At 60.5% G+C, this 24,722-nt stretch carries 22 protein-coding genes; 15 read left to right on the top strand and 7 right to left on the bottom strand.

All coding sequences use genetic code 11. From position 1 onward, the window contains the following. Positions 1-53: 53 nt before the first annotated feature. A complete protein-coding gene (locus tag CFBP5499_RS13880) occupies positions 54-1,928 on the top strand; it encodes a DNA polymerase III subunit gamma/tau (protein ID WP_080826924.1) in 1,875 nt (624 codons plus the stop codon). 24 nt (positions 1,929-1,952) lie between these two features. Then, positions 1,953-2,276, top strand: coding sequence for a YbaB/EbfC family nucleoid-associated protein (locus tag CFBP5499_RS13875; protein WP_080826925.1), 324 nt, complete (start codon positions 1,953-1,955; stop codon positions 2,274-2,276). Between the two features lie 60 nt (positions 2,277-2,336). Here the strand turns inward: CFBP5499_RS13875 and CFBP5499_RS13870 are convergent, their stop codons facing one another. Further along, positions 2,337-2,972, bottom strand: a complete 636-nt coding sequence (locus CFBP5499_RS13870; protein WP_175416732.1) for an MOSC domain-containing protein — start codon at positions 2,970-2,972, stop codon at positions 2,337-2,339. A gap of 37 nt (positions 2,973-3,009) precedes the next feature. On the opposite strand from CFBP5499_RS13870, the gene recR reads away from it, so the two are divergent. Then, positions 3,010-3,615, top strand: coding sequence for a recombination mediator RecR (gene recR, locus CFBP5499_RS13865; RefSeq protein WP_080826926.1), 606 nt, complete (start codon positions 3,010-3,012; stop codon positions 3,613-3,615). 32 nt (positions 3,616-3,647) lie between these two features. Further along, complete coding sequence (locus CFBP5499_RS13860; protein ID WP_080826927.1) at positions 3,648-4,913, top strand: lytic murein transglycosylase; 1,266 nt, start codon at positions 3,648-3,650, stop codon at positions 4,911-4,913. 22 nt (positions 4,914-4,935) lie between these two features. Here the strand turns inward: CFBP5499_RS13860 and CFBP5499_RS13855 are convergent, their stop codons facing one another. Then, positions 4,936-6,564 (bottom strand): MFS transporter, encoded by a 1,629-nt coding sequence (locus CFBP5499_RS13855; RefSeq protein ID WP_080826928.1) that lies wholly within the window; start codon positions 6,562-6,564, stop codon positions 4,936-4,938. A 288-nt stretch (positions 6,565-6,852) separates the two neighbouring features. Here CFBP5499_RS13855 and rimP point away from each other — a divergent pair, with 288 nt between their 5' ends. From rimP to CFBP5499_RS13810, 9 genes are all read left to right on the top strand, one after another. Continuing rightward, positions 6,853-7,443 carry a ribosome maturation factor RimP gene (gene rimP, locus CFBP5499_RS13850; RefSeq protein ID WP_080826929.1) on the top strand — a complete coding sequence of 197 codons (591 nt, stop codon included), beginning with the start codon at positions 6,853-6,855 and terminating at the stop codon, positions 7,441-7,443. 63 nt (positions 7,444-7,506) lie between these two features. After that, positions 7,507-9,123, top strand: coding sequence for a transcription termination factor NusA (gene nusA, locus CFBP5499_RS13845; RefSeq protein ID WP_080826930.1), 1,617 nt, complete (start codon positions 7,507-7,509; stop codon positions 9,121-9,123). After that, the gene (locus CFBP5499_RS13840) at positions 9,120-9,821 is read left to right on the top strand and encodes an RNA-binding protein (protein WP_010970646.1); all 702 of its coding nucleotides are present in this window, start codon (positions 9,120-9,122) and stop codon (positions 9,819-9,821) included. The genes nusA and CFBP5499_RS13840 overlap by 4 nt, the downstream gene beginning before the upstream one ends. Positions 9,822-9,923: 102 nt before the next feature. Then, complete coding sequence (infB, locus tag CFBP5499_RS13835) at positions 9,924-12,665, top strand: translation initiation factor IF-2 (protein ID WP_080826931.1); 2,742 nt, start codon at positions 9,924-9,926, stop codon at positions 12,663-12,665. A gap of 75 nt (positions 12,666-12,740) precedes the next feature. Continuing rightward, positions 12,741-13,157, top strand: coding sequence for a 30S ribosome-binding factor RbfA (gene rbfA / locus CFBP5499_RS13830; RefSeq protein WP_035241339.1), 417 nt, complete (start codon positions 12,741-12,743; stop codon positions 13,155-13,157). 3 nt (positions 13,158-13,160) lie between these two features. Next, complete coding sequence (gene truB / locus CFBP5499_RS13825; protein WP_080826932.1) at positions 13,161-14,108, top strand: tRNA pseudouridine(55) synthase TruB; 948 nt, start codon at positions 13,161-13,163, stop codon at positions 14,106-14,108. A 166-nt stretch (positions 14,109-14,274) separates the two neighbouring features. Further along, entirely contained in the window at positions 14,275-14,544 is a 270-nt protein-coding gene (gene rpsO / locus CFBP5499_RS13820; RefSeq protein ID WP_006309908.1) for a 30S ribosomal protein S15, read from the top strand. A gap of 266 nt (positions 14,545-14,810) precedes the next feature. Beyond that, positions 14,811-16,952: a polyribonucleotide nucleotidyltransferase gene (gene pnp / locus CFBP5499_RS13815; protein WP_080826933.1), complete on the top strand. Its 2,142-nt coding sequence runs from the start codon at positions 14,811-14,813 to the stop codon at positions 16,950-16,952. 135 nt (positions 16,953-17,087) lie between these two features. Further along, positions 17,088-18,104: a class I SAM-dependent methyltransferase gene (locus CFBP5499_RS13810; RefSeq protein WP_080826934.1), complete on the top strand. Its 1,017-nt coding sequence runs from the start codon at positions 17,088-17,090 to the stop codon at positions 18,102-18,104. 5 nt (positions 18,105-18,109) lie between these two features. Here the strand turns inward: CFBP5499_RS13810 and CFBP5499_RS13805 are convergent, their stop codons facing one another. After that, on the bottom strand, positions 18,110-19,054 hold the full coding sequence (locus tag CFBP5499_RS13805) for an AEC family transporter (RefSeq protein WP_080826935.1): 945 nt from the start codon (positions 19,052-19,054) through the stop codon (positions 18,110-18,112). A gap of 476 nt (positions 19,055-19,530) precedes the next feature. Here CFBP5499_RS13805 and CFBP5499_RS13800 point away from each other — a divergent pair, with 476 nt between their 5' ends. Continuing rightward, positions 19,531-20,523, top strand: coding sequence for an adenosine kinase (locus CFBP5499_RS13800; RefSeq protein WP_080826936.1), 993 nt, complete (start codon positions 19,531-19,533; stop codon positions 20,521-20,523). Here CFBP5499_RS13800 and CFBP5499_RS13795 read toward each other — a convergent pair. Then, a complete protein-coding gene (locus tag CFBP5499_RS13795; protein ID WP_175416789.1) occupies positions 20,516-21,049 on the bottom strand; it encodes an SH3 domain-containing protein in 534 nt (177 codons plus the stop codon). The genes CFBP5499_RS13800 and CFBP5499_RS13795 overlap by 8 nt on opposite strands. Positions 21,050-21,229: 180 nt before the next feature. Here CFBP5499_RS13795 and CFBP5499_RS13790 point away from each other — a divergent pair, with 180 nt between their 5' ends. Next, the gene (locus CFBP5499_RS13790) at positions 21,230-22,234 is read left to right on the top strand and encodes a 2-hydroxyacid dehydrogenase (RefSeq protein ID WP_080826938.1); all 1,005 of its coding nucleotides are present in this window, start codon (positions 21,230-21,232) and stop codon (positions 22,232-22,234) included. Between the two features lie 6 nt (positions 22,235-22,240). On the opposite strand, the gene CFBP5499_RS13785 is transcribed toward CFBP5499_RS13790, so the two are convergent. From CFBP5499_RS13785 to recF, 3 genes are read right to left on the bottom strand one after another with little or no spacing between them, the layout of a single operon-like run. Then, positions 22,241-22,717, bottom strand: coding sequence for a GNAT family N-acetyltransferase (locus tag CFBP5499_RS13785; RefSeq protein ID WP_080826939.1), 477 nt, complete (start codon positions 22,715-22,717; stop codon positions 22,241-22,243). Further along, on the bottom strand, positions 22,714-23,481 hold the full coding sequence (locus CFBP5499_RS13780) for a molybdopterin-synthase adenylyltransferase MoeB (protein WP_080826940.1): 768 nt from the start codon (positions 23,479-23,481) through the stop codon (positions 22,714-22,716). Before CFBP5499_RS13780 ends, CFBP5499_RS13785 begins: the two co-directional genes overlap by 4 nt. A gap of 22 nt (positions 23,482-23,503) precedes the next feature. Continuing rightward, the gene (gene recF, locus CFBP5499_RS13775) at positions 23,504-24,631 is read right to left on the bottom strand and encodes a DNA replication/repair protein RecF (RefSeq protein ID WP_080826941.1); all 1,128 of its coding nucleotides are present in this window, start codon (positions 24,629-24,631) and stop codon (positions 23,504-23,506) included. Positions 24,632-24,722: the final 91 nt, after the last annotated feature.

The following is a 24,722-nucleotide window of genomic DNA, read 5'->3' as shown; positions in this document are numbered from 1 at the left end:
TCGCCGGGCCAGTTCAGCCCCGAAACAAACTGGCAAAACAAACTGGCGAGGCAATGAGCGATACCATACCCACCACATCAAGCGAATCCCAGGTCGGGACCGGCTACCGGGTATTGGCGCGCAAATATCGCCCAAAGGATTTTTCTGATCTGATGGTCGGCCAGGAGCCGATGGTCCGTACGCTGACCAACGCGTTTGAGACCGGACGTATCGCGCAGGCCTATATGCTGACCGGCGTTCGCGGCGTGGGCAAGACGACCACGGCCCGCATTCTCGCCCGCGCACTGAATTACAAGACCGACACCATCGACAAACCGACCATCGACCTTCGTATTCCCGGTGAACATTGCCAGGCGATCATGGAAGGCCGGCATGTCGACGTGATCGAGATGGACGCCGCCTCCCATACCGGTATCGATGATATTCGCGAGATCATCGAGCAGGTGCGCTATCGCCCGGTCTCGGCGCGCTACAAGGTCTACATCATCGACGAAGTGCACATGCTGTCGACGCAGGCTTTCAACGGTCTTCTGAAGACCCTTGAAGAGCCGCCGGAACATGTGAAATTCATCTTCGCAACGACCGAAATCCGCAAGGTGCCGATCACCGTTCTGTCGCGCTGCCAGCGTTTTGACCTGCGCCGCATCAGCGCAGCCGATCTCGTCGGCCTCTTCACCGCCATTGCCGGCAAGGAAGGTTTTGAGGCTGAGCCGCAGGCACTGTCGATGATTGCGCGTGCGGCCGAGGGTTCTGCCCGTGACGGTCTTTCCCTGCTCGATCAGGCGATTGCCCATGGCGGCGGTCGTGTGGAGGCGGAAGCCGTGCGGGGCATGTTGGGCCTTGCCGATCGCGCACGCATTGTCGACCTCTTCCAGCACGTCGTCAAAGGCGATGTCGCTGCGGCCCTTTCGGAATTCAACGGGCAATATGAGGCGGGGGCAAACCCGGTTGTCGTTCTGAACGACCTTGCCGATTTCACCCATCTCGTCACCCGCATGAAATATGTGCCTGACGCGGCGGAAGACCCTTCGCTTTCCGAAGTAGAACGCACGCGTGGCGCGGAGTTTGCCGAAACCATCGCGGTAACCGCGCTGTCGCGCATCTGGCAGATGCTGCTGAAAGGCATTCCGGAAACGGAAAATGCCTCACGGCCGGCGGGTGCTGCCGAAATGGTGCTGATCCGGCTTTCGCATGCCGCCAATCTGCCGGCACCGGAAGATGCGGCGCGGCGCCTGCTCGAGCTTTCCAGCGGCGACGGCGGTTACGCTAATGGCGGGCCTTCCGGCGGCGGCAATGGCGGTGGCGCGCGTGCCTATTCGTCGGCACAGACCGTGGCGGCCGGAAGACCTGCGGAATTTGCCGCCCCGAGGCAGGCCGGTCCGCAGCCCTCCACCATGCTGCGCGCCGTTCCAGATAGCCGGCCGCAGGAGATGCAGGTCGCGACCCCGAAAACCGAAGAGCGGCCGGAGCCGAAGGTTCCCGTCAATTCGGTTCAGGATATTGCCGATCTCTGCCAGAAAAACCGCGATCCCGTTATGCGGGCGAAGGTGCGTAACTTCGTGCGGCTGGTGCGGCTGGAGCCTGGCCGGCTCGACATGCGCCTCGGCGAAGGCGCCCCCGGCTCGCTGCCCGGTGAGCTTGGCGTCAAGCTTAAGGAATGGACCGGCATCCACTGGATCATCAGCCTCAGCAAGGAACAGGGCGAGGCGACGCTTGTCGAGGCCGAAGGCAACGCTCGCGATGCGCGTCTGGTCGATGCGCGTCAGGACCCTGATGTTGCCGCCATTCTGGCGCAGTTTCCTGGTGCAAAGATCACCGACGTGCGTATCCGCACCGCGATACAGGATGAGGCGGAGGACATCGCCCCGCCATCGGTTGCCGAATCGAGCGAAGGCGACATCCTTCCCGGCGACGACATCGAGTTTTAAACAAGAAGAACAGGAGATTGGCACATGCGTGACATCATGGGCATGATGGGCAAGGTCAAGGAAATGCAGTCCAAGATGGAGAAGGTGCAGCAGGAAATTGCCGCCCTCGAAATCGAAGGCCGAGCCGGTGGCGGTCTGGTGACCGTCATTCTCAACGGCAAGGGCGAAATGCGTGGTCTGAAAATCGATTCTTCGCTGTTCAAGGAAGACGAGGTCGAAATCCTCGAGGACCTGATCGTTGCCGCCCATAAGGACGCCAAGGAAAAAGGCGAAGCGCAGGCTCAGGAAAAGATGGCCGACCTGACCGCCGGTCTGCCTCTGCCGCCCGGCATGAAGCTGCCTTTCTGATACAATCCGACTGAAGAGGACGGCGTTGAGTATTCGCCATCCTCGCCTCAAAGACAGGGTCTAGGCTTCCAGCATCGCGCGGAAACGGCTTGCGAGCGGTGTTTCGAGATAGGTCGCGCGTTCGGCCTCGTTGAGTCGCATGGGACGGAAGCGCTGTAGGATTGTCGGTATCGGCAGTTTCGTTCCCTGATAGGGTTCGAACACCACCTCCTCACCCGCTGCGAGCATTCCACCTTTCAGCACCCGGCAATAAAAACCCGGCTGGCCCGCCCGCCGGAAACGCGGGGCAAAATCGGGATCGCCGATGCGAGCCGACAGCGTGGCGCAGGGGATGCGGGCGGCTGTCACTTCCAGCACAACTTCATTTGCCGTGAACCTGTCGCCGACATGCAGCTTCGCGCTATCGACACCATCAAGTACGAGATTTTCGCCGAAAAATCCCGGTTCGACAGTAGAGCCCAGAGAGCGAGACCAGAAGTCGAGATCGACGGAGCCCATGACATATATGGCCTGATCCGGCCCGCCATGATGTTTACGATTGCAGACGGCATCGCTGACGATGCCTTGTGCATCGACCATGACCGCGCCCTGCACCGCGTGTTTGAAGATGCCCGTCTTCGTCGTCTTTCCCGGCAGGCTTTTTGCCTCACCCCGGCACACCGCCCTTATTTTCATGGACTGCCCTTCAAGCTTCATGATTCCCGTTTCCTGATTTATGCAGTAGAAAGCGCTCATGGCAAAACGAGTCACCGGTCCCGAAATCGAAAAACTGATCCAGCTTCTGGCAAAAGTGCCGGGGCTTGGGCCTCGCTCGGCAAGGCGGGCGGCGCTGCATCTCATCAAGAAGAAGGAACAGCTTCTGGGGCCGCTGGGCCATGCGATGGGTGAAGCCTATGACAAGGTAAAGATCTGCTCCTGCTGCGGCAATGTCGATACAATCGATCCCTGCACCATCTGCGCCGATGACCGGCGCGACCAGTCAGTCATCATCGTGGTGGAGGACGTGTCGGATCTCTGGGCGCTGGAGCGGGCAGGTGCGATGAACACCGCCTATCACGTTCTGGGCGGCACACTGTCGCCGCTCGACGGCGTCGGGCCGGAGGACCTCAACATCAAGGGCCTGATCGACCGCGTGAGTGCGGGCGGTATTCGCGAACTTATCATCGCCGTCAACGCGACGGTGGAAGGACAGGCAACCGCCCATTACATCACCGACCGTCTCTCCGATCTCGGCATCAAGATCACCCGGCTCGCACATGGCGTACCTGTGGGCGGCGAGCTTGATTATCTCGACGAGGGCACATTGACGGCGGCGCTTCGGGCGCGAACGACAATCTGAAGCCTCCCTCCCACCACCCAAGAGGAGACCGAATGCGAAACCGATTTGCCCCCAAGGCACTGGCCGCCATTATTTCCGTTTTTTCAGCAACGACAGCTCTTGCACAGTCGGCTCCAACAGGTGCGGCTGCCGCCAAATATGACGCAGACTTTAATGCCTGGCTGAAAAAGGAAATCTGGCCGGAGGCCCGCAAGGCCGGCATTTCGCAAAAGACGCTGGAGGCAACACTCAGCGGTCTCTCCATCAGCTGGAACCTGCCCGACCTGGTCATTCCCGGCCAAAAGCCGCCGAAAGAACAGAGCCAAAGCCAGGCGGAATTCTCCTCGCCGGGCGCTTATTTCTCCGAAAAGCGACTGCAGGGGCTTGCCGGCACCGGCCGCTCGCTTGCCGCCACCCATGCGGCGACGCTGCGCAGGATCGAGGCGAAATATGGTGTGCCCGGCGATATCGTCGTTGCGATCTGGGGCCGCGAATCCGGTTTCGGCCGGGCGAAGCTGCCGCATTCCGTGGTCGATGTGCTGGCGACGAAAGCCTATATGTCGACCCGCAGGCAAATGTTCCGCACCGAGCTGATCGATGCGCTGAAGATCGTCGAAAGCGGCGATATCGCGGCTTCACGCATGATGGGCTCCTGGGCCGGGGCGCTTGGCCAGCCACAGTTCATGCCATCGAGCTATCTCAAATATGCCGTGGATTTCGATGGCGACGGCCACCGCGATATCTGGAATTCCGTACCAGATGCACTGGCATCCATAGCAAACTATCTTTCACAGCGCGGCTGGCAGCGCAATCGCGACTGGGGTTTCGAAGTCTCCATCCCCGCCAATGTTTCCTGCGCGCAGGAAGGCCCTGATCTTGCCCGACCGGTGGCCGACTGGGCGAAGATGGGCATTACCCGCATTTCCGGAAAAGCCTTTCCAGCCAATGACCTGACCGCCGACGGCATGATGCTGGTGCCCGCTGGACAGCACGGACCGGAATTCGTGGTGACACCGAATTTCTACGTCATCAAGGAATATAATAATTCCGATCTCTACGCGCTCTTCATCGGCAATCTCGCCGACCGCATCACCCACGGGGGAGGATCGTTCAAGGGAGAATGGGGCAATGTCGGGTCGATGCTGCGCTCCGACGTGCTGGCCATGCAGAAGGCGCTGGTCGCCAAGGGCTATGATGTCGGCAAGGCGGATGGGTTGGCGGGCTTCAAGACGCGCCGGTCGCTCGGCGACTGGCAGGCGAAAAACGGCCTCGCGCCGACATGTTTTCCCGATGCGACACTGAAGGCGAAGCTGAAATAATCCGTCGCCGGCCCATTGTTTCTCAGTGCTGGTCGGTATGGGGTTTGTGAAAGATATCGTCGGTGGGCGGAATGGTCTGCCGTTCGATCATCCGATGCACGCGCGGTCGCGTCTTGCCGCGGTGAAGCTCAAGCAGCCGGTCCCAGGCTTCCGCGTCCGCCTGGGTGCGGCGGTGGTTGTGGCGGACATATTCCACCCATGTCGGCACATGGTAGCTTTCCGTCCAGATGTCGGGGTTTTCGAGATCTCGCATCAGGTTCCAGTTGCGTGCGCCATCGCGCAGGCGGATTCGGCGGCGCTCGGCCATCAACGGCAGGAATTCGCCGAGATCTTCGTCGTGGATTTCATAATCAATGAGAATGGCGATGGGTCCACTGCGCGGCTTGACGTCTAGCCTCAGCGGCGGTTCCACGAAACGGTTGAGAGGATCGAGATTGAGCGAAGCGAAGGCCGGCATGGCGAGTTTGAAACCGACGACGACGCCGAGCAGCATCAGCACGCACGAACAGAGAAGCGAATAGGAAATGCCGTAGTCTTCGGCCAGTTCGCCCCACAGCCAGCTGCCAACGGCGATGCCGCCGAACGTCATGGTCTGATAAAGCGACAGAGCCCGGCCCACCACCCAGCGCGGGGTGGAAAGCTGGACGATGGTGTTGAACAGGGAAAGCGCCAGAACCCAGCAGGCGCCGGCAACTGTCAGGACAAGCGAGGTAATGATCGCGCTGGTGCTGATCGCCGTCACACCGGAGCTGAAAGCGAACCCCATGAAAGCGACGCGTACAATCCATTCGCTGGACATTACCTCGCGCAACCGGGCACTGATGAGCGCGCCGCCGATGGCGCCGACACCGAACGCACCCAGCATGACGCCATAAGTCAGCGGGCCGCCCTCCACCAGATCGCGGGCAGCGATCGGCATCAGGGCCAGGATGGCACTGGCGGAAAGGCCGAAGAGAAAGCCGCGCACCAACACCTTGCCGATATTGGGCGACATGGCGACATAACGCATTCCGGCAGATATTGCGGCGAGAAGCTGCTCGCGCGGCAACGTCGAGGCATATTTGGGCGGCTGCCAGCGAAACAGGGCGTAAAGCAGGGTGAAATAGCTGAGCGCATTCACGAAAAATGCGGCGGCGGCCCCAGCGGCCGCGACAATGATACCACCGATGGCGGGGCCGACGCTGCGGGTGATGTTGAAGCCGACGCTGTTCAGCGTCACGGCGGCGGGCAAATCCTCACGCGGCACCATTTCGCCAACCGAGGCCTGCCAGGACGGATTGTTGAGCGCCGTTCCGCAGCCGATCATGAAGGTGAAGAACAGCAGCAGCCAGGGCGTGAGCCAGCCGGACCAGGCGAAAACCGTGAGCAGCACGGAGGCCGTCAGCATCAATATCTGCGCCGAAATCATGATGCGGCGGCGGTCGAAACTATCGGCCAGCGCGCCTGAAATCAGCGAGAACATCATGATCGGCAGCGAGGTGGAGGCCTGCACCAGCGCGATCATGTTTTCCGAACTCGACAGCGAGGTCATCATCCACGCGGCACCCACCGCCTGGATCAATCCGCCGAAATTCGAGGCAAGGCTCGCGATCCAGATTCGTCTGTAAGTCAAATGCCTTAAAGGCGCGAGTGGCGATTTACGGTCAGGCACGCTCTGTCCACTTGATGCAACTGCGATTTGTCAAACGGCAACTATAGACAGTGCCGACGATCATGCCAGCCTTTCCGACACGGTAAGGGTGAAAATGTGGCGGCGGCGACACCCGAAGCGGAAGACCCCGCTAAAACCTTGCAATCCTGCCCCGATGGGTCTATATGACCCCTGAAATTCTTGATCGCTTGATGAAGAGTGGGGCCGCAAGGCTCCGCTCTTTTTCGTTAGGCGAACCGGAAACCACGGGCTGAGTGCCCGGTGAAAATCTAAAGACCGGAAGGCCAGATGGCAGACACCGCACAAGAACCGCGACTGATAACCGAAACGGGCATCGACCAGCGCATTGCCGAGATCATCGAGCCTGTTCTGACGGGCATGGGATATCTTCTGGTGCGCGTGCGGCTCTCCAACCAGAATGGCATGACCCTGCAGGTGATGGCCGAGCGGGAAGATGGAACGATGAACGTTCAGGACTGTGAAGCCATCTCGATGGCGATTTCACCGGTTCTTGATGTGGAAGATCCGGTCGATAAAGCGTATCATCTCGAAGTGTCCTCGCCCGGCATCGACCGGCCGATGGTTCGCAAATCGGATTTCACCCGCTGGCAGGGTCATCTGGTGAAGGTCGAAACCTCCATTCTGGTCGAAAACCGCAAGCGGTTTCGCGGCAAGATCGTTGAGGTCGATGCGGATGGTTTCAAGCTGGAACGCGACCAGATCGCCTATGGCGAAGAGCCGACAGTCACCGTTCCGTTCAGTGCGCTTTCCGATGCGAAGCTTATTCTGACGGACGACCTTATTCGTGATGCGCTGCGGGCAGACAAGGCGGCCAAGGCCGCCGCCGCAAACCAGAACGACGAAGCAGACGAAGACTAATTCCAACGTAAAGCCCGGAAAACGGGCGATCCCCGCAATTATGCGACTTACGGAGATAAAAAAATGGCAGTGAGTGCTAACCGGCTTGAGCTTCTGCAGATCGCCGATGCTGTGGCGCGCGAAAAGGTCATCGACCGCGAAATCGTGCTTGCCGCAATGGCCGACGCTATCCAGAAAGCCGCCCGCTCGCGCTATGGTTCGGAAACCAACATCCGCGCCGACATCAACTCCAAGACCGGCGAAATCCGCCTGCAGCGTCTTCTGGAAGTCGTCGAGGCCGCTGAGGACTATTCGACCCAGATCCCGCTTGAGCTGGCCCGCGACCGCAACCCCGACGCCAAGCTCGGCGACTTCATCGCCGATCCGCTGCCGCCGATGGATTTCGGCCGTATTGCCGCCCAGTCCGCCAAGCAGGTCATCGTGCAGAAGGTGCGCGAAGCCGAGCGTGACCGTCAGTATGACGAGTTCAAGGACCGCATCGGCGAAATCGTCAACGGCACCGTCAAGCGCGTCGAATATGGCAATGTCATCGTCGATCTCGGCCGTGGCGAAGGCATCATCCGTCGCGACGAGATGATCCCGCGGGAAAACATGCGTTACGGCGACCGCGTGCGCGCCTATGTCTACGACGTTCGCCGCGAGCAGCGTGGCCCGCAGATTTTCCTGTCGCGTACCCATCCGCAGTTCATGGTGAAGCTGTTCACCATGGAAGTTCCTGAGATCTACGACGGCATTATCCAGATCAAGTCGGTTGCCCGCGACCCCGGTTCGCGCGCCAAGATCGCCGTTATCTCCAACGACTCGTCGATCGATCCGGTCGGCGCCTGCGTCGGTATGCGCGGTTCGCGCGTCCAGGCCGTTGTCGGCGAACTCCAGGGTGAGAAGATCGACATCATTCCGTGGAGCCAGGAACCGGCTTCCTTCATCGTCAACGCCCTGCAGCCGGCGGAAGTCGCCAAGGTCGTTCTGGATGAAGAGTCCGAGCGTATCGAAGTGGTTGTTCCCGACGAACAGCTGTCGCTTGCCATCGGCCGCCGCGGCCAGAACGTGCGTCTGGCATCGCAGCTGACCGGCTGGGATATCGACATCATGACCGAGCAGGAAGAATCCGAGCGTCGCCAGAAGGAATTCAACGAGCGCACGGCGCTGTTCATGGACGCCCTCGATGTCGACGAAATGGTCGGCCAGGTTCTGGCTTCGGAAGGCTTCGCGCAGGTCGAAGAACTGGCCTATGTCGATCTCGACGAGATTTCCTCGATCGACGGCTTCGACGAAGACACCGCTGATGAAATCCAGACCCGCGCCCGCGAATATCTGGAACGCCTGGAAGCCGAAATGGACGCCAAGCGCAAGGAACTCGGCGTTTTGGACGAGCTGCGCCAGATCGAGGGCCTGACCTCGCAGATGATGGTTGCGCTGGGTGAAGACGGCATCAAGACCATCGAGGACTTTGCCGGTTGCGCCGCAGACGATCTGGTTGGCTGGAGCGAGCGCAAGGACGGCGAGACGAAGAAATTCGAAGGCATCTTCTCCAAGCTCGATGTTTCGCGCGTCGAAGCCGAGAACATGGTAGTGCAGGCCCGTCTTCTGGCAGGCTGGATCACCGCCGAAGAGCTCGCTTCCGAACAGGAAGCCGATGCGGAAGCTACCGAGGAGGCGGATACCGCCGAACAGGAATGACATCGCAGGCGCATGAGCCGGACGATCTGCCCGAGACTGACGATGACGGGCGGATCAAGGGCGACGTCAATGGACGTATGTGCATTGTGACACGGCAGAGTGGATCGCCGGATGAGCTGATCCGCTTCGTCGCGGGCCCGGACGGCAACGTCGTTCCGGATCTGAAACGCCAATTGCCGGGGCGCGGCTGCTGGGTGACACCCGAGCGCGCCCTGATCGAGAAGGCCATCGCGAAGAAGCTTTTCGCGCGGGCTCTCAAACGCGACGTCAAGGCCGGGCCGGAGCTTCTCGCTCTTCTCGACCGGCTGATGGCGCAGCAGCTTGCAGGCATGATGAACATGGCGCGCAAGGCGGGTCAGTTCATCAGCGGTGCGACGAAGGTCGATGCAGCCGTCCGGTCCGGGAACGCGATCGCCGTGTTCCACGCGACCGATGCTGCGGCCGACGGCGTGAGAAAACTGGACCAGGCCCGCAAGGCCTGGGCGCTCGGCAGCGATGCCGGCAATGAAATTCCGTCCTTCCGGCTCTCCAGTGAAGCCGAAATGGACGAGTTGATGGGCCAGAATGCTTTTATCCATGCCTGCGCGCTTGCAGGGCAGGCGGGTGAGGGTGTAGTGAAGCGCGCAACGATGCTTGAGCAGTACCGCCTTGGCGGTCGATCTCAGGCGGAACGCGACGCTGCCCGGACAGAACAATGACGCGGTTAACCGACATGAACGGTCGCCGCGTTCCGATGCAGCAATTGAACGACGAGACCTGATGGACGTCATCCGGTTCTCGTCCGAAGGAACGGGAACGGAATGACCGACAACAACGACGACAAGACACTCAATGCGCCGGCCAAGAAGACTCTTACCCTGAAACCGGGCGGGATGAATCAGGGCACCGTGCGGCAGGATATGGGTCGAGGTCGCACCAACGCGGTTGTCGTGGAAACACGCAAACGCCGCCCCCATCGACCTGAAGACGAGAAGCCGGTTCAGCCTGTCGTGGCAGCACCGAAGCCTGCCGCCCCTGCCCCGGTGGCGGCGCGTCCGCAGGCTCCCCAGCCGCGTATTCACCAGCCAGGCGGCCAGCAGCAGCGTCCGGGTTCCTCCCAGTCGCAGCAACGCCCCGGCTCGTCCGCGCCCCAGCAGCGCCAGCCCGACCGCCCGCGTGGCAATGTTCTGCACGATCTTTCCGCCGGCGAGATGGAAGCCCGTCGCCGCGCGCTGATGGAAGCGCAGGCTCGCGACGTGGTTGAAGCCAAGCAGCGCGCCGAAGACGAAGCCCGCCGCAAGGTCGAGGAAGAACAGCGCATCGCGGCCGAAAAAGTAGAGGCAGCAAACCGCGCCGCCGAAGAGGCTGCAGCCGCCAAGGTGGCAGCAAGCCAGCCTGCCGCTGAAGTGAAAGCCGAACCGGCCAGCGAAAGGCCAGCTGCGGCCGCCGCGCCGGCTCCCCGCACGGACGCCCGCCCGCAATCTGCGGCCGCCGCTCCCCGTTCCGCTCCCGCCACACCCGACGCCGCCGCTCCGCGCGGACGCCGTACCGGTGGTGACGATGAGGACGATCGTGGTGCGCGTCGCGGCAGCAGCCTTCCAGCCCGCGGCAAGGTCGTGGCTCCGGTTCCGGCAAAGCCCGCCGCCCGCCTGAAGACGGAAGAAGAACGCCGTCGCGGCAAGCTGACCGTCACTTCATCGAATCTGGATGAAGACGGCACGCCACGCGGCCGCTCCATGGCATCCATGCGCCGCCGGCAGGAGAAATTCCGCCGCAGCCAGATGCAGGAAACCCGCGAAAAGGTTTTGCGCGAGGTCATCCTGCCGGAAACCATCACCATTCAGGAATTGTCGCAGCGTATGTCCGAACGGGCTGTTGACGTCATCAAGTTCCTGATGAAGGAAGGCCAGATGTTGAAGCCGGGCGACGTGATCGACGCCGATCTGGCCGAACTGATCGCGGTCGAATTCGGCCATACCGTCAAGCGCGTTTCCGAATCCGACGTCGAAGAAGGCATCTTCAACCAGACGGACGATGAAGGCGAAATGGTTTCCCGCCCGCCTGTTGTCACCATCATGGGTCATGTCGATCACGGCAAGACCTCGCTGCTCGACGCCATTCGTCAGGCAAACGTGGTTTCCGGGGAAGCCGGTGGCATCACCCAGCATATCGGCGCTTATCAGGTCGAAAAGAACGGTCAGAAGATCACCTTCATCGACACCCCCGGCCACGCCGCCTTCACGGCCATGCGTGCCCGTGGTGCGCAGGCGACCGACATTGCCGTTCTGGTGGTTGCCGCAGATGACAGCGTGATGCCGCAGACGATCGAGTCCATCAACCATGCCAAGGCGGCCGGCGTTCCGATCGTGGTTGCGATCAACAAGATCGACAAGCACGAGGCAAACCCGGACAAGGTTCGTCAGCAGCTGCTGCAGCACGAAGTCTTCGTGGAATCGATGGGTGGTGAAGTTCTTGACGTCGAAGTGTCCGCCAAGAACAAGCTGAACCTCGACAAGCTGCTCGAAGCCATCCTGCTTCAGGCGGAAATCCTCGACCTCAAGGCGGATCCAAGCCGCACGGCGGAAGGCACGGTTATCGAGGCCGAGCTGGACCGTGGACGCGGCGCCGTCGCAACCGTTCTCGTGCAGAAGGGTACGCTGAAACCCGGCCAGATCATCGTCGCCGGCGACCAGTGGGGCCGTGTGCGCGCACTCGTCAACGACAAGGGCGAACACGTCAAGGAGGCCGGTCCGGCTATGCCTGTCGAGATTCTCGGTCTCTCCGGCACGCCATCTGCCGGTGACCGTTTCGCGGTTGTCGAAAACGAAAGCCGTGCTCGCGAGATTTCCGAGTACCGCCAGCGTCTGGCACGCGACAAGGCTGTCGCACGTCAGACGGGCCAGCGTGGTTCGCTGGAACAAATGATGAGCCAGTTGCAGACTTCGGGAATGAAGGAATTCCCGCTGGTCATCAAGGCAGACGTGCAGGGCTCGGTCGAAGCCATTATCGCTTCGCTCGACAAGCTCGGCACCGACGAAGTCCGCGCTCGTATCGTTCACTCGGGCGCTGGCGCCATCACGGAATCGGATATCTCGCTTGCAGAGGCCTCCAACGCCGCGATCATCGGCTTCAACGTTCGCGCCAACGCACAGGCACGTACGGCTTCCGAACGCGCCGGTATCGAAATCCGCTACTACAACATCATCTACGATCTGGTGGATGACGTGAAGGCGGCGATGTCGGGCCTGCTTTCGCCGGAACGTCGCGAGACCTTCCTCGGCAATGCTGAAATCCTCGAGGTGTTCAACATCACCAAGGTCGGCAAGGTCGCGGGTTGCCGCGTCGTCGAAGGCAAGGTGGAACGCGGTGCGGGTGTCCGTCTGGTGCGCGACAACGTCGTTATCCACGAAGGCAAGCTCAAGACCCTCAAGCGCTTCAAGGACGAAGTCAACGAAGTGCCGGTCGGTCAGGAATGCGGTATGGCCTTCGAAAACTACGAAGACATCCGCGCTGGCGACACCATCGAGTGCTTCCGCGTCGAACACATCACGAGAACGCTCTAAGCGTTCTCGCCGCAAAACAGGAATTTACTGTCGGGCGCCGGCTTACCGGCGCTCGCTCCGTTTGAGGCATAACCAATGGCAAAAGCTACATCATCGGCCCCTTCGCAACGCATGCTGCGCGTCGGCGAACAGGTGCGCGCCGCCCTGACCCAGATTCTCCAGCGCGGCGAAGTCCGCGACGATCTGATCGAAAGCACTGTCATTTCCATTTCGGAAGTGCGCATGTCGCCCGATCTGAAGATCGCAACCGCTTACGTGACGCCGCTTGGCGTTGCTGATCACACCGACATCATCAGCGCGCTGAACCGCCACGCCAAGTTCATGCGCGGCCGCCTCGGGCCCCAGCTTCGGCAGATGAAATACATGCCGGAACTGCGCTTCCGCGACGATACGAGTTTCGACAATTACCAGAAGATCGACGCGCTCCTGCGCTCGCCTGAAGTGCAGCGCGATCTCGGGCCTTCAAACGAAAAAGACGACGAACAGAACTGAAGCATGTCCAAACCACGTAAACAGCAGCACCGCAAACCCAAGGGCCGTCCGATTTCGGGCTGGCTCATCCTCGACAAGCCGCTCGATTTCGGCTCCACAGAGGCCGTTTCCAAGATCAAATGGCTGTTCAACGCGCAGAAGGCCGGCCATGCCGGTACGCTTGATCCGCTCGCTTCCGGCATGCTGCCAATCGCACTCGGCGACGCCACCAAGACTGTTCCTTACGTCATGGACGGCCGGAAGATTTACGAATTTACCGTGACCTGGGGCGAGCAGCGCGCGACTGACGATCTGGAAGGCGAGGTGGTCGACTCCTCCGACCAGCGGCCGGACGAGCAGGCGATCCGTGATATTCTGCCCAATTATACCGGCGTGATCATGCAGACCCCGCCGCAGTTTTCCGCCATCAAGATCGCCGGCGAGCGCGCCTATGATCTGGCGCGTGACGGCGAGACGGTGGAAATTCCCGCCCGTGAGGTGGAAATTCACCGCCTGACGCTGCTTGCCTGCCCCGACGCCGATACCGCGCATTTCGAAGTGGAATGCGGCAAGGGCACCTATGTGCGAGCGCTGGCGCGCGACATGGGCCGCGATCTCGGCTGTTTCGGCCATATTTCAGAACTGCGCCGCACCATGGTCGCCCCTTTCGGCGAAGACATGATGGTTCCGCTCGAAACGCTGACGGCGCTGGAAGCGATAGAAGATCGTGACGAACGGTTGGAAGCGCTGGATGCTTTCCTGATCGATACGGCCGAGGCGCTGTCCTCACTTCCCCGCCTCATCATCAACGATGATCAAGCGCACAGGCTGAAAATGGGCAACCCCATCCTGCTGCGCGGGCGTGATGCGCCGGCCAATCACCCGGAAGCCTATGCCACCGCGCATGGCAAACTGGTCGCCATCGGCGAGATTGGCGAAGGCGAGTTCAGGCCGAAGCGGGTTTTTGGCTAACCACACGGCTTGGGAGGCGCTATCAATCGCCTCTTTCAATTGCACCCGGAATAGTTTATAGGCAGCGCCAGCTTGGGCTTTGCCTATGCTGATGAATGGCCAGCGCTGGACGACATCCCGGCTCTAGGCGTCCCCGTTTTTCCTTAAAACAAGAAAGGATCGTACGATGTCGATTACTGCAGAGCGCAAAGCCGCCCTCATCACGGAATATGCCACCAAGGCAGGCGACACCGGTTCTCCGGAAGTTCAGGTCGCAATCCTGACCGAGCGGATCAACAACCTGACCGGTCACTTCAAGGACCACAAGAAGGACAACCACTCCCGTCGTGGCCTTCTGACGCTCGTTTCGAGCCGCCGTTCGCTTCTCGACTATCTGAAGAAGAAGGACGAAGCCCGTTACACCAAGCTGATCGGTGCTCTCGGCATTCGCCGCTAAAACCTTTTCCGGCGGGTTTCGCAACGATACCCGCCGGTTTTTATATTGGGCCTTTTGAAGGCCACATGAATTTCCGGGCGTCTGCCGCAGATGTGGCCCCGGACCGATAAGGTAGCCCCGGATGGGCCGGTGCAGCCTTTTCAACCGCAGACCTGTCATGGGGCAGGATTGCCGGATGCTTGATCTTCGAAAGCCTCCCGCTGTCTTGCCCGTGATTGCGTCATCCGTTGCCCCTTTTTGGTGGCACGCACAAACAAGGACAAGATATGTTCAATAAGCACTCCGTGGAAATCGAATGGGCAGGCCGCCCGCTGAAGCTCGAGACCGGCAAGGTTGCCCGTCAGGCTGACGGCGCCGTCATCGCAACCTACGGCGAGACGATGGTTCTCGCGACCGTGGTTTCCGCAAAGTCTCCGAAGCCCGGCCAGGACTTCTTCCCGCTGACCGTCAACTACCAGGAAAAGACCTACGCAGCCGGCAAGATCCCCGGTGGCTATTTCAAGCGCGAAGGCCGTCCTTCCGAAAAGGAAACTCTGGTTTCCCGTCTGATCGACCGTCCTATCCGCCCGCTGTTTCCTGAAGGCTACAAGAACGACACGCAGGTTGTCGTCACGGTCATTCAGCACGATCTGGAAAATGATCCGGACGTTCTGTCGATGGTTGCCGCATCTGCTGCGCTCACACTGTCCGGCATTCCTTTCATGGGCCCGGTCGGCGGCGCGCGCGTTGGCTACATCAACGGCGAATACGTTCTGAACCCGCATCTCGACGAGATGGATGAATCGGTTCTCGATCTGGTTGTCGCCGGCACGCAGGACGCCGTCCTGATGGTGGAATCGGAAGCCAAGGAACTCAACGAAGACGTCATGCTCGGCGCCGTCATGTTCGGCCACAAGGGCTTCCAGCCGGTTATCGACGCGATCATCAAGCTCGCCGAAGTTGCCGCCAAGGAGCCGCGCGAATTCGAACCGGAAGATTTCTCCGCGCTCGAAAACGAAATGCTCGGTCTTGCCGAAGCCGAACTGCGCACCGCCTACAAGATCACCGAAAAGGCTGCCCGTTACGCCGCCGTCGACGCCGTGAAGGCGAAGGTCAAGGCTCACTTCCTGCCGGAAGAAGGCGAAGCGAAGTACAGCCCGGAAGAAATCGGCGCTGTCTTCAAGCACCTTCAGGCGAAGATCGTTCGCTGGAACGTTCTCGACACCAAGAGCCGCATCGACGGCCGCGACTTGTCGACCGTTCGCCCGATCATCTCGGAAGTCGGCCTGCTGCCGCGCACGCACGGTTCGGCTCTCTTCACTCGTGGTGAAACCCAGGCGATCGTTGTTGCGACGCTCGGCACCGGCGAAGACGAACAGTATGTCGACAGCCTGACCGGCATGTACAAGGAACGCTTCCTGCTGCATTACAACTTCCCGCCCTACTCGGTCGGTGAAACAGGCCGCATGGGCTCCCCGGGCCGTCGCGAAATCGGTCACGGCAAGCTCGCATGGCGCGCCATCCGTCCGATGCTGCCGACCGCGGAACAGTTCCCCTACACGCTGCGCGTCGTTTCCGAAATCACCGAGTCCAACGGCTCCTCGTCGATGGCAACGGTTTGCGGCACTTCGCTTGCACTGATGGACGCCGGCGTTCCGCTGGCAAAGCCGGTTGCCGGCATCGCCATGGGCCTGATCCTCGAAGGCGAGCGTTTTGCCGTTCTCTCCGACATTCTCGGTGACGAAGATCACCTCGGCGACATGGACTTCAAGGTTGCGGGTACTGCCGATGGCATCACCTCGCTGCAGATGGACATCAAGATCGCCGGTATCACCGAAGAGATCATGAAGATCGCTCTGGAGCAGGCACAGGGTGGCCGCAAGCACATCCTCGGCGAAATGGCCAACGCCATCACCGAAAGCCGTGGCCAGCTCGGCGAATTTGCACCGCGCATCGAAGTCATGAACATTCCGGTCGACAAGATCCGTGAAGTCATCGGTTCGGGCGGCAAGGTCATTCGCGAAATCGTCGAAAAGACCGGCGCCAAGATCAACATCGAAGACGACGGCACCGTCAAGATCGCTTCCTCTTCCGGCAAGGAAATCGAAGCGGCCCGCAAGTGGATCCACTCCATCGTTGCGGAACCGGAAGTCGGCCAGATCTACGAAGGCACTGTTGTCAAGACCGCTGATTTCGGCGCTTTTGTCAACTTCTTCGGGGCCCGTGACGGCCTCGTCCACATCTCGCAGCTCGCTTCCGAGCGCGTTGCCAAGACCTCCGACGTCGTCAAGGAAGGCGACAAGGTCTGGGTCAAGCTGATGGGCTTCGACGAGCGCGGCAAGGTTCGCCTGTCCATGAAGGTTGTCGACCAGGCAACCGGCAAGGAAGTCGCTGCCGACAAGAAAGACGGCGAAGCCGCTGCCGAATAAGGCTGCGTCGCCAGACCCTATCGAGGCGCGGGTTCTGCCCGCGCCTTTTTTTCGTTTTTGTTATCGTTTGTCTTTTCCGGAAAACCGGTTTCCACTTTTCCCTGACAAACTCCATCCTACCTTAAGGACGCTCCAATGAGCCGTGACGCCGTGAAAACCCTTTTCCATCCCTTTGCCTCGGACATGCTTGCCATGCCGAAAGAGGGCGAACGCGTTCTGTTTCTGGGAGCGGAAGCCGGCCCGCGGCTGGATGGCTTCGACGCAGAGATCGTCGCGGTTCAGCACCTTCGGCCGCTCTATCGCGCTCTTGAGGCTCAGGGCGCAGGGGTCGCCCCTGCCGTTTCTGGCGAAGACTACGATGCGGCGTTGCTGCTTTGCGGCAAACACCGTGGCGAGAACGAGAACCGTGTCGCAGAAGCGCTTACGCGCGTGAAGGCCGGCGGATTGATCGTCGCGGCCGGATCGAAGGAAGATGGCATCGTGACGCTGCGCAAGACGCTGGCGAAGATCGGCATCGAGTCGGAATCGACACCGAAATATCACGGCGTCGCAATCTGGTTCAAACGGCCGGACGATGTCTCAGCCGTCGCCTCCAAACTCGCCCAGAAGCCCGTGACGGTGGATGGTCGCTTTACTGCCCTGCCCGGCATGTTCTCCCATGATCGCGTGGATGACGGTTCGGAGCTTCTCGCATCGCGCCTGCCGACCGACTTTGACGGCAATGCCGCCGATTTTGGTGCGGGCTGGGGTTATCTCACCATCATGCTGGCGGAAAAATCACCGCGCACCGCCCGTATCGATCTTTTCGAAGCGGACTGGAATGCGCTTGAGTTCGCCAAGACCAATCTTCTCGAAAACAATCCGCGCCTGACGGCGCGCTTCTTCTGGCAGGATCTGGCAAACGAGCCGCCGAAGGAAAAATACGACCTGATCATCATGAACCCGCCTTTCCATGCCGCGGGACAGGCAGCAGAACCCGCCCTCGGACAGGCCTTTATCAAGACGGCCGCAGGCGCGTTGCGCAGCGGCGGCAAGCTGCTGATGGTGGCCAATCGTGGCCTGCCCTATGAACCGGTTCTGGCGGCGGAATTCCGCACGACCGCCGAAGTGTGCCGCAACGCCCGCTTCAAGATTCTGAGCGCCCAGAAGTAATCGGATCAGCTCAGCAGCCAGGCCCATAGCGATACGGACAGAACGCCGGTCGCTGTGGAAATGCTGATGGTGGAGGCCGCGACACTGTGGCCGATACCGAAGCGGTTGGCGATCAGCCAGGCATTCACGCCCGTCGGCACCGACGAGGTGAGCACCAGCGCCGCCGTCCATTCGCGGCTGAGGCCGAGAGCGTGGCCCATGGCCCATACGCAGGCGGGCAGAAGCAGCAGCTTGAAAACGGTCATGGTGACGGCAATGCCCATATTGCCGCGAATGGTGTATTTCGTCAGCGCCATGCCAAGCGAGATGAGAGCCGCCGGCCCCGCCATCGAGGCGATCTGGTCGACCACGGTTTTCAAAATGGGTGTCAGCGCCACGCCGGAAACATTGGTCGAAAGCCCGATAGCAAGACCGATCACCAGCGGATTGGTCACGAGATTGCGGCCCACCTGTTTGAAGACCGCAGCCATGCCACGCTTTTCGCCACCGACCGCCTTGTGCGTGGCATTTTCCATCAGGATCGTGCCGGCGATCATCATGACCGGCAGATGGATGGCGAGCAGGATGGAGAGAGCCACCAGCCCCTCATCCCCCACCGAACGCCCGACCAGCGGCAAGCCGATGAAGATGTTATTCGCAAAGGCCGAGGAAATGCCGGCGATGACGGCGATGCGGACATCCTGCTTGAAGACATAACGGGTGACGATATGCCCGACCGTCCAGGTGACGGCCACGCCGGCGAAATAGGTTATCCAGAGACGGAAGGGCGAGGCCCCGTGGAAATTCGCTTCCGCAAGCGTGCGGAAGATCAATGTCGGCACCGCAATCTTGAACACGAAATCGCTCAGGATATCGCCGGCATCGGCCCTGAACAGACCGGCCTTGACGGTGAGCCAGCCGATCAGGATGAGAATGAAAATCGGGGCGACATTCGCGGCAACGGCAGACATGGAGGGAAAGCTTTCGCGGCTTTTGCGGGAGATACTCCGCTTTAGAGCCTTTTCCACGGGAATGGAATCGCGAAAACGCTCCCACTCTTTGTTTTCGCTATATGGCGTCCAAGAAAGACAAAACTCATGAGCCGCTTTGGGCAGAAAGCGCGTCTTGGCCCGTAAAATTCGCTAGGCCGAACGTTACCCAAAAAGAAAAAGCGGGGTCTCCCCCGCCTTTTATGTCCGTTATATGCCGCCAGTACATCCGTGGCGGAGATAACGGTTGAGCCAGAAGACCATCATGTCTTCCATTCCGGTATGCATTCACACACCTTTTGCTCTGACAAATGAAATAGCTTAACCACATTACAGGCAGATGACGCGTTTTCGCTCCTCGCGGAGAACGGCATATTTTCTGTTTGGGCTTTTCTTGCAGCCAGAAATGTTTAAGACCATTCGAAAAAAGCACACCTTGTGCGAACCGGATAGGGCCTATGACGAAATTCGACGTACTGACTGTCGGCAATGCCATCGTCGACATCATCTCCCGCTGCGATGATCGCTTCCTCAATGACAATGCCATCACCAAGGGTGCGATGAACCTTATCGACGCGGAACGCGCCGAGTTGCTTTATTCGCTGATGGGACCGGCGCTCGAAGCCTCCGGCGGCAGCGCGGGCAATACGGCGGCAGGCGTTGCAAATTTCGGCGGCAAGGCTGCTTATTTCGGCAAGGTGGCCGAGGACCAGCTGGGCGAAATCTTCCAGCACGATATCCGCGCCCAGGGCGTCTATTTCGAAACGAAGCCGGAAGGCACATTCCCGCCGACGGCACGTTCGATGATCTTCGTGACCGAAGACGGCGAACGCTCGATGAATACCTATCTCGGTGCCTGCGTGGATCTCGGACCGGAAGATGTGGAAGATGACGTGGTGGCGCAGACCAAGGTCACCTATTTCGAAGGTTACCTGTGGGATCCGCCGCGCGCCAAGGACGCCATTCGCGAATGCGCCCGTATTGCCCATGAAAACGGCCGCGAAGTCTCCATGACGCTCTCCGACAGTTTCTGCGTCGGCCGCTACCGCGACGAGTTTCTGGACCTGATGCGGTCCGGCACGGTGGACATTGTTTTCGCCAACAAGCAGGAAGCGCTTTCGCTTTACGAAACCGACGACTTCGAACTGGCGCTGACCAAAATCGCCGCCGATTGCAAGATCGCGGCGGTAACGATGAGCGAAGAAGGCGCCGTTATCCTGCGCGGCACGGAACGCGTGAAGGTGGACGCCTATCCCGTGCATGACGTGGTCGATACGACGGGCGCCGGCGATCTTTTCGCTGCAGGCTTCCTCTTCGGTTATACTCAGGACCGTCCGCTCGAAGATTGCGGCAAGCTTGGCTGCCTTGCGGCTGCCGCCGTCATTCAACAGGTCGGGCCACGCCCCATGTCATCGCTGAAGGCGCTGGGCGCAAAACACAGCCTTATTTAAAGGCTTCGCCGGGGTAAGCGCCCCAGATTTCCCCCTGGGATACCCAACCCGAGGCCTGACCGGCCTCGGCACGGCACCAGTCGCCATTGCATTCACCGATCCGGAAGACGACGCCCGGCTCCAGGCGGGCAGTAACGGCAGCGCCAGACTGCGCCTCACGGCGCATGTTCACGTAGACTTCCTTGCCCTTGCCGCGCATCCACGGAGCGGCGACAGCTGTGCGCTCGCCTGACAGAAGGGCCTGATTGACCCAGCCTTCCGTCCCGTCGGCATCGCGGATGCGCCGCCAGTTTTCATATTCCTGAATGATTTCCACCGGCATTCCCGATTTCAGATACATCCATGACACGGCATAATCCGTGCTGGGGCCAATGCGCATGTTGACCCGCTTGGATTTCAGGCTGACGAAACGCGGCAGCGGCAGGCCGCTTGCGCCCTTGGCCGCACCCTGCGCCATGGCTTCGCCCGCCGCACCGAAGAGGCCGAGAGACAATGCAATGCAAACGATAGAAACCACACTGCGCATGCCCATTTCCGTTTCCCGCCTTCTGTAAACCGGATGATATTCAAGGAGGCGCGTTTCCACATGCCTCAAGCCGCGGCGAGTTTTATTTGTCTTCGCCGGTGGGTCTGGTAGAAACGCCCTGATTGAAAGAAATTATCGCTCTTTCTGGTTAATGACTTCTGAACAAGGCAGCGGCAAACGATGACCCACAAGAAGAGACCGACAGTCTATATCACCCGCAAATTGCCTGACGTCGTCGAGACCAGAATGCGTGAACTCTTCGATGCGGAACTGAATATCGACGACAGCCCGCGCAGTGAGGAAGAGCTTGTCGCCGCCATGCAACGGGTGGACGTGCTGGTGCCGACCGTGACCGACCGCATCACCGCCGCCATGATCGAGAAGGCCGGGCCGCAGCTGAAGCTGATCGCCAGCTTCTCCAACGGTATCGACCATGTGGACGTCGATGCCGCCGCCCGCAAAGGCATCACCGTGACGAACACACCCAATGTGCTGACCGAGGACAGCGCCGATATCACCATGGCGCTGGTGCTGGCCGTGCCGCGCCGCATGATCGAGGGCACGCGCGTGCTCGCCAATGGCGCCGATGAGTGGCTGGGCTGGTCTCCGACCTGGATGCTCGGACGCCGCATTTCCGGCAAGCGTATCGGCATTGTCGGCATGGGACGAATCGGCACGGCGGTTGCGCGCCGCGCCAAGGCCTTTGGCCTTTCCATTCATTATCATAACCGCAAGCGCGTTAACCCGACCACCGAGGCGGAGCTGGAGGCGACCTATTGGGACAGCCTCGACCAGATGCTGGCACGGGTGGACATCGTCTCGGTCAACTGCCCCTCGACGCCGGCGACCTATCACCTGATCTCGGCACGGCGGCTGGCGCTGATGCAGCCGACCAGCTACATCGTCAATACCGCGCGCGGCGATATCATCGACGAGGCGGCGATGATCCAGTGCCTGCGCGAGGGCAAGATCGCCGGCGCGGGTCTCGATGTCTATGAGAACGAGCCGCAGGTGAACCCCAAGCTCATCAAGCTCGCCAAGGAAGGCAAGGTCGTGCTGCTGCCGCATATGGGTTCGGCAACGATCGAAGGCCGCATCGAAATGGGCGACAAGGTCATCATCAACATCCGCACATTGTTCGACGGGCACCGCCCGCCGAACCGGGTGCTGCCGGGGCGGAACTGAGCCGGTTCAGCCGAGGAATTTTGTCATTTCGATCGAGGTCATACGATCATAACCCGCATGGGCGTTTTCCGCCGTCTTGACGAAACCCCAGGCGGCGAATTTCGCATGATTGGCGAGAAGCTCGATGCGCGTTTCCAGCCTGAGCGCCGGCAGCGCCAGTTCCCGAGCCAGCGCTTCGGCCCGCTGCAGAAGCAGCTTGCCGATGCCCTTTCCCTGCGCTTTCGGGGAAACGCAGAGCTTGCCGACATAAAGTGAGGCCGGTGGCTCCGGCCGGCAAAACAGGCAGCCCAGCAGTTCATCGCCATCCTGCACCACGAAAGCGACCTCCACCCTCGCCTTTTCGGCGAGATTTTCGAGTGTCAGGCGATGGGCCGAAGACGGCGGGTCGATGACGCCATCCATATAAGCGAAGGACGCCATGATGAGCGCCAGCAAGTCCTGCCAGCGGTCGAATTCGTCGCCGATCTTCACGATCTCGATCATGGTTTCCTGCCCGCTGCCCGACGCTTGTATCGCACCGTTTCAAAACGCGCCGACAGGGCATCATAGAGGAGCAGGCGGCCGATGAGGGGCTCACCGGCACCGGTGATCACCTTGATCGCCTCCATGGCCATCAAAGTGCCGATCACGCCGGTCAGCGCGCCGACAATACCCGTTTCCGCGCAATTCGGTATCAGCCCCTGCGGCGGCGGCTCCGGAAACAGATCGCGATAGCCGGGGAAAAAATTGCCTTCAGGCCCCGTTTCATAGGGTTTCAGGACGGTGACCGAACCATCGAAACGGCCGACGGCGCCCGTCACCAGCGGTTTTTTTGCAGCCTCTGCGGCGTCAGCCGCGGCATAACGTGTATCGAAGTTGTCCGAACCATCGATTAGCAGATCGAAGGATGGCAAGTAATCATGCGCCCAGACCTGCGAGAAGCGTTCTTCAAAAACAAGCGTGCGGACATGCGGATTGAGCCGGGCGATGGTCTTGCGGGCGCTTTCCGTTTTCAGCTCGCCAATGGTGCCGCTATCGTGGATCACCTGCCGCTGGAGATTGGAAAGGGAGACCACATCATCATCGATCATGCCGAGCGTGCCGATACCGGCGGCGGCAAGATATTGAAGGATGGGCGCACCGAGACCGCCGGCGCCTATCACCAGCACCCGCGCCGCCTTCAGCCGTTGCTGACCGGCACCACCGATTTCCGGCAGCAGGATGTGGCGCTTGTAACGTTCGATTTCTTCCGGGCTCAGCGGGTCCATGCCGTACTCCATTTCTCTGCCGTCATGCCGTGATGCTCCCATGGGACACATTGAAGAACTGCGCGCGCTCACCGAGAGCGGAGAACATGGCCGCATCCGTTCCGGTCATGAAGCTCTGACCGCCCAGCGCGTGGATGAGATCGAACAGGGCGGCCCGCCTGCCCTCGTCGAGATGGGCGGCAATTTCGTCCAGCAGCAGAACCGGCGCGTAACCGGTCATATTTGCGGTGAGCTGCGCATGGGCAAGCACCAGCCCGACCAAGAGCGCCTTTTGCTCCCCGGTCGAACAGCGTTCAGCTTCCATGTTCTTTTCCGCGTGGCGCACGAAAAGATCGACACGGTGCGGCCCATCCAGCGTGCGGCCTGCGGCCGCATCCCGATACCGGCCCTCCCGCAGCATGAGACCATATTCGTCTTCCAGATCGACAGCCGGGCGGTTGAGCCTGTCATCCATAAAGCCGGCAAGCGACAATGCGGCGGATGGGAAGGCCGCATTGCCGGCTCTGCCTTCGATCAGCGTCTTCAACAGGCCGAGCATTTCATAACGGGCGACCGCCATGGAGATGCCGAGTTCGGCCATCTGTTTTTCGATGCCATCCAGCCAGACCGGATCAAAGCGGCCTTCCGAAAGCAGGCGGTTGCGGCCTCGCATGGCCTTTTCGAAATCGCTTGCCCTCCGGCCGTGGCCCGGATCGAGCGACAGCACCAGCCGATCGAGAAAACGCCGGCGGTCCGATGATGAGCCGGTAAAGAGGCCATCCATGGCGGGCGTCAGCCACAAAACCCGCAGATGGTCGGTCAATTCATCGACGGATTTAACCGGCGTACCGTTCAGCCTCAGACGGCGCGACACCACCTCGCCATCACCGTCGATCCCGGTGCCGATGGCGACCTCGCCATCCATGCCCTCGACATCCGCAAAGATCGAAAAACCGATTGCCTCCGCACCCACGCGCGTGACGTCGGACAGGACGGCACGGCGCAGGCCGCGTCCTGGAGAAAGAAAGGAAACCGCCTCCAGAAGGTTGGTCTTGCCGGAACCGTTGTCACCGGTCAGCACAACATGGCGCTCATCAAAGACAAGTGCCGCCGCCGCATAGTTGCGGAAGTCCGTAAGTTTAAGTCGGGAAAGCGACACCTTGTTCGTCATCGTTACGGCCTAAAACGAAGCTGGCCGGATGGCAAGGTGGCGAATGCCCGAGCCCATCGACCAGCGCCAAAACCACGCGAATTATTCAGTA

It is taken from the genome of Agrobacterium tumefaciens, from assembly GCF_005221325.1.
In the GTDB taxonomy this organism is placed as follows: domain Bacteria; phylum Pseudomonadota; class Alphaproteobacteria; order Rhizobiales; family Rhizobiaceae; genus Agrobacterium.
This window is presented reverse-complemented; position numbering and strand designations above follow the sequence as displayed.